6 protein-coding genes are annotated in these 14042 nt (G+C 64.5%); 3 read left to right on the top strand and 3 right to left on the bottom strand.

Annotated features, from left to right (window positions below):
- The first annotated feature begins 210 nt into the window (after positions 1-210).
- From IAE77_RS22100 to IAE77_RS22090, 3 genes are all read left to right on the top strand, one after another.
- A complete protein-coding gene (locus tag IAE77_RS22100) occupies positions 211-636 on the top strand; it encodes a hypothetical protein (RefSeq protein ID WP_294231443.1) in 426 nt (141 codons plus the stop codon).
- Positions 630-980 carry an IS66 family insertion sequence element accessory protein TnpB gene (gene tnpB / locus IAE77_RS22095; RefSeq protein ID WP_294231442.1) on the top strand — a complete coding sequence of 117 codons (351 nt, stop codon included), beginning with the start codon at positions 630-632 and terminating at the stop codon, positions 978-980. The genes IAE77_RS22100 and tnpB overlap by 7 nt, the downstream gene beginning before the upstream one ends.
- Before the next feature lie 98 nt (positions 981-1078).
- On the top strand, positions 1079-2674 hold the full coding sequence (locus IAE77_RS22090; protein WP_294231439.1) for an IS66 family transposase: 1596 nt from the start codon (positions 1079-1081) through the stop codon (positions 2672-2674).
- 150 nt (positions 2675-2824) lie between these two features.
- On the opposite strand, the gene IAE77_RS22085 is transcribed toward IAE77_RS22090, so the two are convergent.
- The 3 genes from IAE77_RS22085 to IAE77_RS22075 form a co-directional block, all read right to left on the bottom strand.
- On the bottom strand, positions 2825-3892 hold the full coding sequence (locus IAE77_RS22085) for an SPFH domain-containing protein (RefSeq protein WP_294231437.1): 1068 nt from the start codon (positions 3890-3892) through the stop codon (positions 2825-2827).
- A 130-nt stretch (positions 3893-4022) separates the two neighbouring features.
- On the bottom strand, positions 4023-4997 hold the full coding sequence (locus IAE77_RS22080) for a GDSL-type esterase/lipase family protein (protein WP_294231436.1): 975 nt from the start codon (positions 4995-4997) through the stop codon (positions 4023-4025).
- A gap of 56 nt (positions 4998-5053) precedes the next feature.
- A complete protein-coding gene (locus tag IAE77_RS22075) occupies positions 5054-13954 on the bottom strand; it encodes a Calx-beta domain-containing protein (RefSeq protein WP_294231434.1) in 8901 nt (2966 codons plus the stop codon).
- Between the last annotated feature and the right edge of the window lie 88 nt (positions 13955-14042).

Raw genomic sequence — 14042 nt, 5'->3', positions numbered from 1 at the left:
CGCGGATCACGATCCCCGAGAAGGAACAAGCCGCGCTGCTGTTGCAACTCGCCTGGACGCTGCCCGAGCTACCACCGCCGCGCATCTGCCGCCCGCAAAACTCCGCCCCCGATCTGCCATGACCAGTTGAGAAATGTGTGTATCCGTCATTTGTAGCACCTTAGGTCCGTCGTAGCTGGGTAGAGCCGTAGGCATAGGGGTATGGCTCTGATGGACGCAGCCACTCCAACGACCACGACCGCCCCTCTCAAACGCAACGCTTTGGGACGCGTCTGCACGCCCAGAGCACAACGCGAGGCTTTGCTCGATGAGTTTGAGCGCAGCGGACTGCCCGCGGCACGTTTCGCCAAAGCCGCTGGCATCAACTACCAGACCTTTGCCACCTGGGTGCAGCGGCGCAGGCACGCTGGCGGCCAGTATGAGCATGCCCGGCTCCGCAAGTCTTCCGCAGTGCGCCTGGTCGAGGTGGCAGTGCCTGCCGCCGTCTCGATGCCTCATCCCGCAATGTGCACTGCCACGGCCCTCGAGCTGCTGCTCCCCGGCGGCGCACGTCTGCTGCTGCACGATGCCCGCCAGGCGGAGCTGGCGGCTCATCTGCTGCGCCATCTCAACTCGACCGCCTCGCCCGCATGCTGAGTTTTCCTTCCACACTGCGCATCTTCATCGCGCTGGAGCCTTGCGACCTGCGGGCGGGCATGAACACGCTGCACGCTTTCGTGGCAGACAAGCTCAAGGAGAACCCCAAGGACAAGGCGCTCTTCGTCTTCACCAACAAGCGCCGTCGTCTCATCAAGGTGCTGCACTTCGATGGCACGGGCCTGTGGCTGATGACGAAGCGTCTTGAGGAAGGGACGTTCTTCTGGCCCAAAGCAGCGCAAGAGGGCCAAGTGAAGCTGGAGTTCAAGCCGGAAGCCTTCACGATGCTCACCGACGGCATCGACATGCACGGGGCACGTCCGCGCGGCTGGTATGAGCGGTGAGGCAGAGAGCCAATGGCGAAGAGCTGAGAGTTTTTTGTGCGAGATGCGATGAGGTGATAAGCGCATGATGCGCCATCGTTTCAGCACGCACACACACGATGACTGACCACGAACGCGACGCTTTGCATCAAAAGGCACTCGCGGCGAAAGACGAGACCATCGCGCAGCTCACGCAGCACAATCGTGTGCTCCAGCTCAAGGTGGATGCGCTGGTGAAGCGGCTCTTTGGCAAGTCATCCGAAAAGCTCGACCCGGCGCAGCTCCAGATGCTGCTCGAAGGCCTGGAGGTGCCGCCTGCGGACTGCCCAAAGCTCGCAGCCTCCACCGTCGGCCTCGACGGCTCGGAGGCTGAGCAGAAGGCCCTCGCGCAGCCCGCACGCAAAAAGAAGCGCAGCTTTGCGCAGCTCGTCGCGAGCCTGCCCATTGATCAGGTCATCGTCGACCCCGCCGAGGTCATGGCTGATCCGGCAGCCTTTGTGTGCATCGGCTCGGAGACCACCAGGCTGCTCGACCATGTGCCCGCGCAGTTCCGCCAGCAGCACATCATCCGCCGCAAATATGTGCGCATCCTGGAGCGGCACCTGCCGCCCGTCATCGCCCCGCTGATGAGGCTGCAGGAGCGCTGCATCGCCAGCCCGCGACTGCTGGCGAATGTGGCCGCCTCACGCTTCGAGATGCACCTGCCCTATTACCGCATCGAGCAGCTCTACGCCCGCCAGGGCCTGCCCGTGCCGCGACAGACACTCTGCGGCTGGATGGGCATGGCGCATCAGGCCAGCCGCCTCGTCATCGAGCAGATCAAAAGAGAAGTCTTTCAGGGTGGCTATGTGCAGATCGACGAGACACCGGTGAAGTATCAAGACCCCGAACGCGAAGGCGTCTGCGGCACCGGCTATCTGTGGAGCGTGCACAGCCCCGTGAGCAACATCGGCCTCATGGTCTGGCACACCGGACGCGGCACCGCATGCCTTGAGCAAATCGTGCCGCAGGACTACACCGGCCTCATCCAGAGCGACGGCTACAAAGCCTACGACAGCTTCATCAAGCAGCCCGGACGCGCAGGCAACATCACGCTCGCCGGATGCATGGCCCATGCGCGGCGCAAATTTTACGAAGCCCAAGAAGAAGGCGAAGACGCCCGCTGGATGCTCGCGCAAATGCAGGCGCTCTACCGAATCGAAGCGCGGATGAGAGAAGCCCGCGCCGGGCCGCTGGAGATACGGACAGCACGACAAGAGCACAGCAAACCCATCCTCGAAGCCATCCACAACCGGCTGCAAAGCCTGCAAGCAAGCCGCGTGCACCTCCCGCGCAGCCTCACCGGCGAAGCCATCAGCTACGCGCTCGGCCAGTGGGAGAAGCTGTGCGTGTTCACCCGCGACGGCCGCGTGCAGATCGACAACAACCTTGTCGAGAACAGCATCCGCCCCAGCGCCATCGGCAAAAAGAACTGGCTGTTCATGGGCGATCCGCAGACGGGCGAACGCGCCGCCACGTTCTACACCTTGATCGGCAACTGCCATCGCGTCGGCCTCAACGCCGAGTCGTACCTGACGGAACTCTTCGAACGGCTGCCATGCGCCACCACCAAAACGGTGAACGAACTCACGCCCCGAGCGATGGCGGCCAAACGCCGTGCCGCAGTTCAAAGCGCCGTCTCCGAAAAGACCGCCCGCAACCTCACCACCGCGTAACCCGCCGCCCAAAGCCAAGCAGCAGGGCTATGGCACCCCGATTGACGGATACACACTTCGGTCAACACCCGACGTCTTCTGCCTTCCTGAACACAAAAATGGCGGAAGGGGAGTGCCCCCTCCCGCCATTCAAATTGACTGTGCTGGCGGTTACTTCGCCAGGAACTCGTCGAGGGCCGCCTTGGTGATGCGGAACTGGGTGCCGATCTTTTTCCCTTTGAGGTCACCGGCCTCGATGGTGGCGATGACATCGGCTTCCGTGACGCCGAGGGTCTGGGCGACCTGCGCGGGAGTCAGAATGTCGGCCGACGGTGCCGCGGCACCTGGAAGCGGAGGTGGTGTGGCCGCTGGGGCTCCTGGATTCATGTTGAAGGCACCCTGCGCCATCATCTGCTGCGCCATGCCGAAGCCCATCGCGATCTCGGCGGCGGAACCGGCGGCGTTCGGGCCGCCTTTGGCCATGCCTTCAGCCATCTGGAACTTCACGTAGTCGTTCAGGTTGCCGATGGCGCTCATGCTGCTGCGCTTGTCGATGGCCTGCTCGACTTCCGGCGGCACGCTGGCGTTTTCCAGGATGAAGCTGGCGATCTCGATGCCGTATTTGGTGGTCGTGATCGGATTGATGATCGGCAGCAGGGCGTCACCGAGCTCGCCGTAACGGGTGGCGAGATCAAGCACAGGCACCTTGGCGGTGGCGAGGGCATCGGTGAAGACGCTGACGATGCGGCTGCGCATGGTGTCGGCGAATTCATCGAGGCGGAAGTGATGGTCGGAGCCGGCCACCTCCTTGAGGAAGACCTTCGGATCGGTGATCTTGAAGTCAAAGGTGCCGAAGGCACGAACGCGCACGATGCCGAAGTCCTGATCGCGCATCATGATGGGGTTGCTGGTGCCCCATTTGTTGCCGGTGAAGAGGCGGGTGGTGACGTAGTAGATGTCCGCCTTGAAGGGACTCTCGAAGCCGTATTTCCAGCCTTTCAGCGTGGAGAGGATGGGAATGTTGTCGGTGACGAGGTCGTGCTTGCCGGGGCCGAAGGTGTCGCCGAACTGGCCGAGATAGACGAACTGGGCGATCTGGGACTCGCGCACGATGAGCTGGGCGCCGCGCTTGATTTCCTTGTCCTCGTCGGGGAAGCGCCAGGAAAGCGTGTCACGTGAGTCGTCGGTCCACTGGATGATTTCCAGAAACTGTCCTTTGAGGTAATCCATCAGGCCCATGGTCGTGTGTCGTTGAGGTTAAGGGTGAGTTTGGTCGCAAACGGCGGCGAGTGTAGAGAGCCGCCTTTTCCTTGGCGAGTGCAATTCTGCGGACGGGATTGTAAAAAAGGGAGCGCTGCGTGCGATGCGGTCACGGCCGGCGTGATTGAGCCAGCGCCTCGTTCTTGAGCTTCTGGATCGCCTCGTCCCCCTGGGCGATGAGCGGGTCGAACATGGGGATCTCCTTCGCGTTCTGGCCCTGCTCGTGTTTGCGGAAGCCGAAGAGGTAGGTCTCGTTCTGCGGACGCCAGCGGTTGAAGAACAGCGTGTCCTTCGCGATCACGGCCTGGCGCAGGTTTTCCAGCGCGGTGGAGGGCGCGTCCGGCATCTTGAGGCCGAGCCCCTGGATGAGCTTTGTCGCCAGCTTGTCATAACCTTCGCGGGTGTAGTGCACGCCGTTTTCGGTGAGGGGCTTCGCGGTCATGCCCGGCTTGGGCAGGCCGCCCATCAGCTCAAACCAGTCGATGAAGAACGCGTTCTGCATCAGGGCGAACTTCCGCAACGCATCGCGCAGGCTGGAGAGGTTCTTGTTTTCGCCGCTGAGATCCGGCAGCGGCGGCGGCAGGGTCTCCAACGGCGGCGGTGTGGCGATGACGACGCGAACGCCGGGGGATTTCGCGCGGATGAGCTCGATGAGGCTGCGGTAACCGGTGAGAAAGTCCGGCAGGCCGCCGAGACGCTCAAATGCGAGCTCCGAACCGTAGCAAAGCAGCACCACGGTGGGCTTGAGCATCTCCAGATGGGCGGAAAGACGCTGCAAGCCCTCCTCCGGCGGTCCGAAATACGAACGGGCATGGCCAAAGACGGTGTCGCCGCTCCAGGCGAGATTGCGCACGGTCACTTTCGTCTCGCCGAGCGCCAGGCTGAGCCGCGGCTCGAAGGAGCCGTAGCGCTGCTCCCGCTCCAGCACGGTGTTGCCCAGCAGCACGAGGCGGTCACCGTCCTTGAACTCAAAAGTCGCGGGCTGCGGCGGCGCGGAAGGCGCGGGCGCCGCCTCCGGAGTTTGGGCGGATGCGTGGGAGGCGCCCAGAAGCGCCACGAGGCCGGCAAGGATTCTGAAATTCATGCGGGCGATATTGGAGCGGATGGCGCGGGCATTGTCCAGCGGCCATGCAGGACTTCTCACGGCCGATCCACCCGCACACGCATGAAACGCCGCACGCCAGGGCCGGCGGGCACGTGGTCACGCACGACGAGCTGTGTGGCGGTGTTGGTCTCGATGATGAGTCCGTCGCTGCTCCAGCTCGCGGGATTGCTCAGGTCGCTGGTGGCCTCGACGATGAGCGTCACATCCGTGGCGGCGGGATTCCTCGGCACGGAGATGCGGAGGTACTGCTCCGTGTTCACAGGGGCGAGGCTGATGACCTGCGGGTTGCTGTTTTGCACGGTGCCGTTGGTGCCCACGGCGTATTCGAGGAGGTTCAGCAGTCCATCGCCGTCGGCGTCGGCGGAGGCCTCCATGGCACTGGCGTCCCCATCGCCTGTGCTGGTGGTGACGAGCCATTTCGCGAAGGGGCTGGTGTAGGCGGAGAAACTCAGATCGCGGAAGCTGCTGACGGCGCTGTCGTCCGCCACGAGCCGGACTGTGTAAGCACCGTTCAAACTGAGCGCGGCGGTGGTGTCGATCGCGTTGGGAGTGCCAAAAACGAGGGCGGCAGGCCCGGAAAGCTGGCTCCAGTGCGGTGTGAGGCTGACCGGCACTGGAAAGCTGTCGTCCGTGACCGTGGCATCGAGCGAGACGGGCGAAAGATCGCCCACACTGGCGAAGGCGATGCCGGGGGCGCGGTTGAGCGGCACAATGGTGAGGTTGGAGAACTTCGCGACGTTCAAAACGCCTGCCGTGCCGCCCGCATTGTCCACAGCGAAGCCCACGAGCACCTGCGGCGTCATGATGATGGTGCGCGGCGACCCGAGCTGCGTCCAGGTGCCGGGAGCACCGGCGGAATCCGCCGCATGGAAGGCCGTGATGCGGTTCCCTTCACGCATGAGGCGCATCCAGCGGACTTTGCCGGTGAAGCTGGGTACGCCGCCCGTGCCGCCCGCGGCCACGCTGCGCCAGATGTAGCCGCTGAAGGAGCCGGTGGGGATGCGGCCCACATGCGCGTAGCCGCCGTTGTCCATGCTTTCGCGGATCATGATGCCTGACTTCGCGTTGAGGGCACCGCTGTTCGCATCCACGAGCTTCGCGGTGACCATCAGATCCCCCTGATACTGCCAGCCGTAGAAGGCGCCGTTTCCATCCATGCTGTCCGCGGCGCCGATGGTGTAGGTGGTGCCGTCAAAGGCGAAGGTGGCCTGAGTCGTGGGCGCGGTGCCGAAATTCTCCGTGACCAAGGCGGGACCGGAAGGCGCGGGTGTGAGGGAGACGTTGTCAAACACCGCCGTGCACACCTGCCCTGCGGTGGCGCTGTTCCCCGTGGCCGTGAGTCCCATCATGGTGGTGTCATTCAGCATCGACAGCACGGTGGGGCTGCCGAGCACCGTCCACGCTCCGGGCGTGCCGCTGGAATCAGAGGCGTAGGAGGCGGTGATCTGCTGCGTGGCGCTGCTGCGCTCCAGCTTGACCCAGACCGGCAGGCTGATGCCCGACTGTGTGACGGCCGTGTCGTTCGTGCTGACGGCTGTGCGGGTGCGGAACTGCAGCGTGCCGTTCGAATAGCCCAGAACCGCACGGCGCACGCTGCGATTCAGGCTGTCGCGGATCGTCACCCCTGCCAGCGGAGCGGCCGCCGGCCCGGAAAGCGAGGTGATGCGGGCGGTGATGCTGCCATCACCCGTGATCTGCCGCGTCAGGACGTGCGCGGCATCGGTCGTGGTGCCGGTGTAACCCGCGCCCATGCCGGTGAGGATGTGACTGAGCCCCACCCGTGCCGTCTGGCCGCGCTGCTGCGTCGTGGGCCCCATGTCCTGCGCGATCCAGTCGTCCGCGGCGATGGCCGAGCCCACCACCACAGTCACCTGGGTGCCAACGGTGAATTGCGTGTCCGTGGCGGAGAAACGCAGCACATAAACACCGTCCGCGCTGAAGGTCACCGCGCTGCTGAGCGCGGAAGGCGCTTCAAAGGTGGCCGCGCCAGGCCCGCTGACCTGGCTCCACGCGGTGCTGAGCGCGGCGGGAGAGCCATCATCACTGGCGGTGGCTGAAACCATGATCCCCTGCCCGCTGGCGACCAGATTGCCATCGCTGGTCGGGCTGACGATGGAGACCACCGGCGGGAAGTCGTTGTCCAGGATCACCACCTCATCGTAGCCGGTGCCGCCGATGTCGTAACTGCCGGTGGAAAGCTGGAGCAGCACTGTTTCCGCGCCTTCCGTGATGAGATCGTCCACCGGTGTCACGGTGAAGGTGCGGCTGACCTCGTTCGCGGCGAACGTGAAGGGCGAGGTGAAGGCGGTGTAATCCGAACCGCTGGCTGCCGTGCCGGACACGGTGAATGCCACGCTCAAGGTCCCCGTGGTCGGAGCGCTGCGGGTGATGGTGAAGGTGCCCGTGTTGCCGGGGGTCTCTGACGCGCTGCCATCCGTGGCGGTGATCGTGACCGTGCTGCGATCATTGTCCAGGATCGTCACCGTGGCCGCGGCGGGCGCTGCGACGGTGTACACGCCCGCGGAGGCGTTCACGGTGAGGATGACCGTCTCCGCCACTTCATTCGTCGAATCATTCACCGGAGTGATCGTGATCGTGGCAGAGGCCTGTCCGGCGGGAATCGAGAAACTGAAGGTGCTGGCCGGGCTGATCGACGCGTAGTCCGTGCTGTTGCCCGCAGTGCCGGAGCGTGTGAGCGAAACCGTGAGCGCCGAGGTGGTGGCCCCGGTGCGGCTGAGGGTGAAGACGCCCGGATCGGGGCCGGTTTCAGAGGCGCTGGCATCCGTGGCGGCGATGCTGACGACTGGCAGGTCATCATCCGTGATGGTGAAAGTGTGAGTCGTCTGCGTTTCGAGCGCCGCGCCCACCGGATTGACCAATGTCAGCACCACCGTCTCGTCCGGCTCGATGGTGGCATCGTCATTGATCACGAGCGGGATCACCCGCGCCGTCTCGCCCGGCGCAAAGGTCACCGTGCCGGCCTCAAGCGTGAAATCACCGCCGCTGCTGGCCGTGCCGCCCAATGTGAAGTCCACGCTGACCGGAGAGTCCACCGGCGCGCTCAGGCTCACGGTGATCTCCTGGGTGCCGGCGGTGCTTTCCGCGGCGCTGCCGGCCGCCTGCGCGAAACCCACCAGCGGAAGGGCCGGCGGAGTGTCGTCATCCTCGATCACATAGGCGAAGGAAGTCTGCGTGCCGAGCATCGCGGCAGTCGGATTGCGCAGGAAGACCGTCACGGCCTCATTCGGCTCGGGAGTCGTGTCATCGCTGATGGCGAGCACGATGTTTTTCGTCTGCTCCCCGTCGGCAAAGCTGAGCGTGCCGTTGGCGAGCGAGAAATCCACGCCCGTGCCGAAGGCGTTCGTCACCGTGGAGTTGCGGGAGATGAATTCCGTCCGCGCGTTGGCCACCACGCCGATGTAGGCGGACATGGCACGATGGCTGTGCGTGTCCCGCGCCATGACGCCCGCCTGCGCGTTCGCGGCTCCACCCGTCTGGGAGACCACACGCGCGACCAGTTCGAAGTTCCCCGTCAACGTGGCGGCGACGAAGTGGCATTCATCCCCGGTGCCGCCGATGGCAGCGCCCGATCCGGTCACCGTGTAAGTGCCCGAGTCGAGGCTGTCCGCTCCTTGCGAGTTCACAAAACCGATGGTCCGGCCGGTGAGGCCGCTCGCAGCCACGCCATCGATGGTGACGTTGTCAAAGACGGCCGCCGACAGGGCGCCATCCGAGCGGGAGCTGACCGCCAGACCGGCCTGCACATCGATTCCCATCGGAATGACCTGGTTCGCGCCCGTCTGCGCCCAAGTACTGCCATCAGGAGACGCCCAGGCGCTGAAGATCGAGCCCACACGGCGCAGCCGCACCCAGTAGGGCCGCACAACCGTCGTGGTGGCGGAACTCCCATTCGAGGTCAGACGCCGGATGCTGCGTGCCGTCCCCGCCTTCTCACCCAGCATGGACATGTGCCGTGCGGTGGTCGCGGTGCTGTCGCGGATCATGACGCCGGCGCGCGAGGTGTTGTTGCCATTTGTGATGCCCACCACGCGTGCGGTGACGGTGCAGTTGACCGAGTTTGTGATCACATGGGACACATAACAGGATGTGTCGGAGGTGCCGCTCGTGCTCAATCCGGCACCGCCGGCGTTCAGCGTGTAAACACCGCTGCTGACACTGCTGGTGCTGGCCGGATTGGTCGTCCCGATGCTGCCGAACGTCGCCGCACTGGCCGCGCCACCCGCGTCCAGGCCGGTGATGCTGAAATTGTCCAGCGTGGCGGTGCAACTGACGGCCGAAGTTGAGGACATGGCCACCAAACCGACCGTGTAGCCACTCGCGACGAGGTTGATCGTCTGCGGCGTGCTCACCGTCTGCCAGTTGACGCCGTCTGTGGAGACATAACTCGTCAGCACATTCGCCTCACGCACCACCCGCGTCCAATACGGCAGGGACGGCACGGTGCTCGTGCCGGTGACCGAGGCCCGTGTCCCGGAATCGACATAATAATCCACCGTGGTCGTGCCGGCAGACGGTGATGCCAGCGTGACCGGCACATTCACCGTGCCGACACTCTCCGCTCCGGAGGCACCGTTGCTCTCAAAGGCCACCGTCTGCGCCGTGGTGTCATTGTCGTCGAGGTAAATGATCGCATCCGGCGTTTGGGAGTAACTCCCGGCCTCCAGATGCAGGACGAGGGTCTCCGTGCCTTCGACTTCCGTGTCGTTCGTGCCCGTCAGGCTCAGTGTGAGATCCGCACCCGAGGCAGCGGCCGGAATCGTGAGCGTCCCGGTGCGCGTGCCGTTGTCAAAGGTGAGCGTGCCGCTGGTGGTGACGGTGAAGTCCGTTCCCGGTGTGGCGGTGCCTTGCAGCGAGAAATTGACCGTCAGCGGCGACGTGGTGGAGCCAGTGCGGGAGGCGTAGAACTTGAAGGGCGACGTGGTCGCTCCTTCAACGATGCGGTTGATGGTGAGCGCGCTGGTTCCCACCTGCGAATCCACCCACACGGTCGGCTGGTCGTTGTCACGCAGCCAGATGCTGGCACTGCTCGTCGGCGCATAAAGCGACACCGCGGAGCTCGGCGTGATCGTGCAGGTGATGCTTTCGATGTTCTCCAGCGCGGTGTCATTCACCGGCACGAATGTCAGATCGACGGTGGATGCCACGCTGCCGCTGCTGTTCATCACGATGACGCCCGTCCCGGTGGCCGCGTCATAGGTGCTGCCCGCAGGTGATGAAGGGAGCGTGACGGTGTAATCCGTGGTCCGGACAGCCGTGCCGCCGAGGCTGAATGGCACGCTCACGGTGCCCGTCACGCTGCCTTTGATGGAAAAGCGGATCACGCCGGAGCTTCCGCCTTCCACCGCGCTGGTCTGCGCCGCCACCTCGACATAAGGCGCGTTGGAAGTGGCGCTGTCATTGATCGTCACCGTGCCGGAGGTCGTGTCGCCGAGCCGGTAGTCCGTGGGACCCGCGCCGAGCTGCAGCAGGATCTGCTCCGCCGTCTCACCAAAGCCATCCCAGCGCGGAACGATCGTGATGGCGGCCGATTTCGAGCCTGCGGGGATCTGCACGGCCCCCGGCAGCGCCTCATAGTCCACGCCATGAATCGCCGGCACGCCGCTGCTGGGACTGCCGGCCACCGAATAATAAACGGTGAGGGAGGAGCCGAGATCACCTGACCGGGTGATCAGAAAGGTGGCGGTGTCGGCCACATTTCCCGGAACGCTGAGATCCACCTCCTGCGCGGTCGCATCAGTGACGGCCAGTGTGACCACATTCGTGTCATCGTCGAACAAGCTGACCGTGGCCGTCGTCGCGGACGGCTCCAGCACGTAGGCGGCATTGGTGCTGAGCGTCAGCGTGGCTGTCTCCATCGGCTCCACCTGCGTGTCCTGCAATGGCGTGATGTTGACCGCCGCCGAACTGCTTCCCGCAGGAATCAAAACGCTTCCGCCAAGCGTGGCGTAATCCGTCCCGGCGGCCGCCGTGCCCCCAAGGCTGTAATTCACCGTGACATCGGCCGCCGTGCTGCCGCTGCGGCTCACGGTGAAGACACCCGGCGTCCCGCTGCCTTCATCGGCCGTGTCAGTCGTGGCCACGACGCTGATCTTTGGCAGCACCGTGTCATTGTCCTCGATCACCGCCTGCGCGCTGCCTGCGTTCGGTGCGATGAGATAGCCGCTGCCCGCTGCGAGGGCGAATCTGACCGTCTCCGGCCCTTCCGCCGTCGTGTCGGTGGTCGGAGTGAGCACGATGTCGAGCATGCTGGCGTCTGCCGGGATCAGGAAGGTGCTGAATCCACCCGTGCCAGTGGTCAATGCCGGACTGAGCGTGTAATCGCCCGCCGCCGCCGTGCCAACGGCCGGATTGATGCTGACGGTCAACGGCACCGCCGTGTCTCCCGTGCGCGTGAGCCGGAAAGCGGCCGTCTCGCCGGCCGAATCCTCGGTCGCACTGGTGTCCGTGGCCGTGAGCGAAACCAGCGGCAGTCCTTCCGCCTCGAAGTCCGCCCCGCTGAAGTTCGGCGCCACGGTGATGCTGTTGTTGAACAACTCCCCGAACGTGTAGCCGTAAAGCAGCGGCGTCACGCTGTAGGTGTTCGCCGCCAGATTGGCGATGGTGTACCAGCCGTCCGAGTCGGTGATGGTCGGATTCGTGCCGTTCGCCGTGAGCAAGACGCCCGGCAAACCGGCACCGCCTGCGGTGACACGGCCGCTGATGGTGTACTTGCCACCGCCGTTGCCCACGGTGATCAGGGTGGTGCGGGTGATGCTGCCGCCCTTCATGTCACTGACCGTGCAGCTCACGACGTAGCTGCCTTCGGTCGAAAAAGTCCGCGTGATGACGGGGGAGTTTGGCGAGACGATCTTCACCGCCGTGTCGCCCCAGTGCTGCCATTGATAGGCCAGCGTGTCGCCGTCAGGATCGGCCGCGGTGGCGGTGAAAGTCACCGTCGCGTTCTTCGGCACCACATTGGCCGAGGCCGCCAGGGCGAGCGTGGGCGCGGTGTTGCCGCTGAAGTCGCCGATGTTGACCAGCACATCGACATACTTCGGCGTCGTGCTGCTCACGCCGAGCGTGGTCATGAAGATGCCCGCCTCGGTGTCTCCAAACGTCTGCCCCAGGGCGATGGCGGCGTCATCCTTGTTGTAGGGGGAGCCGGGCGTGGTGTCGATGAGCTGGATGTTGCTGCCGCTCCCATTGGGATACTTCCAGCCGAGGATCAGACCCTTGTCCGCCCAGGGACGTGAAGCGTTGCCATTGTAAAGCTGCCGCACTTCGCCCCAATAGGTGCGCTGGGAGTCCTTCGTGATCGTGATGGCGTAACGATTGCGCGGATCGAGCACCGGCTGGTCGAAGGCGTGGATGCGATACAGCCCGCTGGTGGTGACATTCTGCACGTAGTTCTGCGGCAGCCACTTCACCTGCACCTTGGCCGCAGCGTTGTAGTGATCCGTCGGCACGCCGCCGCCGCCCATCACGTCGTAGCTGTCGCCATATTCAGCATTCGCACCGGGCCCGATGGCGCTGGTGCCGGCCGTGTCCCAGAAATTCGCATGCGACAGGCCGAAGGTGTGGCCGATCTCGTGCGCCGTGACGCCCACGCTGTCGCCATAGACCCACACATTGCCGCCACCGCCCCAACCGCCGGTCGCACGAGCCCCGCCGATCAGCCGCAGCACCGTCACATCGTAATCGTTGTAATCGAAGCCGAGTTTCCTCGCCTCCTCACGGGCATGGGCCATTTCGAGGCCGAGTCCGTCGATGTCACCGCCGTTGGAGGTGTCGCGCTGCACATACCACGCCTCGTTTTTGGGCAGCTTCACGTGCGGGGTGACCGTGGTCTGGGTGGTAAGCTTGCCAAAGGAGGACTTCGAGTAGTAGTCCGCCACGTTGCGCATGATCTCGTAGCTCTTCGATTCCGTCGGCAGGCGGTCGTTTTGATCCTGGAAGGTCATCGGGATGTACAAAACCTTCAACTGGCCGACAGCGGGCGTAGGCGGGGCCGGCAGCACGCCCGTGAGCAGCACCGGGCCGCCCGTGGTGCCCTCCGCCTGGATGTACATCTCCTCGACGATCGGTTTGTGATACCCGCCGCAGAGGTGTATCACCTCCTCGGGCGTCTCCACCACCGTCTCGGCCTGCTCGGCGGTGATGGGATCGGCAATCTCCTCCTCGCTGGCCGTTTTCAATCCGCTGACCGGGCACACCGACACCTGTTCCTTGGACTGGTCGGGGAGCTCCCCGACCTCAAGCGCACGCACCGGGCTCTCGCTGGCGGCGATTTCGCGGTCGATGCCAACGCCGTTGATCGCCGCGTTCGGCACAGTGGTGAAGATCTCCGCACGGCGGCCATACACGTGCAGGTTGAAGGCTCCGTCGTTTTGAGTCTGTGCGATGCGATGCGTCAAAGTCCGCCCCGGCGCGGGCAGCGGCTCACCCTCCGCAGGCACTCCCTGGTAAGTAAAAACGGCCGCACGCTGGTTCACCCGCGTCTCCAGCAGCGCCAGCACGGCGGCGGGCAGATTCTGCCGCACCACCATCGGCACCGCACGGGCGAGCGCATTGCGCGGATCATCCATGATGAGCTGCTTGAACACTGGACGACGCGCGGCGGCCAGTTCCACGCCTCTGGCGATCAATCCCGCCCTTCCCGCCGCATCAGCCTTCATGAACTCCGCCGTCCAGGCATCAAACGCCGCCAAAATATCGGCCTCCCCTGCGGCAGGAGTGCCCGCGACATCGATCTTGAGCTTGTTTGGCCCAGCGACAGCCGCAGGCACCTCCACCCTCGCCAGTTCAGCCGGTTTGGAACGCGAACCGGCCTGCGCTGGCTGTCTGCCTTGTGTTTTTTCCTCTCCGCCCGATCTAAAATAAAGGCCAAGGCCTAGCAGAAGCGCCGTGGCGGCAGACAGCAGGAGTCGGTTGCGCATGATGGGGTTGGGGTCGGGACAACGAGTGCGCAGACATGCTCCTTAGAGGCCTTGTTCAGCGACACCCGCCATTTGCGCGAAATCCTAT

Source organism: Prosthecobacter sp. (genome assembly GCF_014879935.1).
Classification (GTDB): Bacteria; Verrucomicrobiota; Verrucomicrobiia; order Verrucomicrobiales; family Verrucomicrobiaceae; genus Prosthecobacter.
Note: the sequence above shows the minus strand (reverse complement) of the source record. Positions and strands in the feature narration are given on the sequence as shown.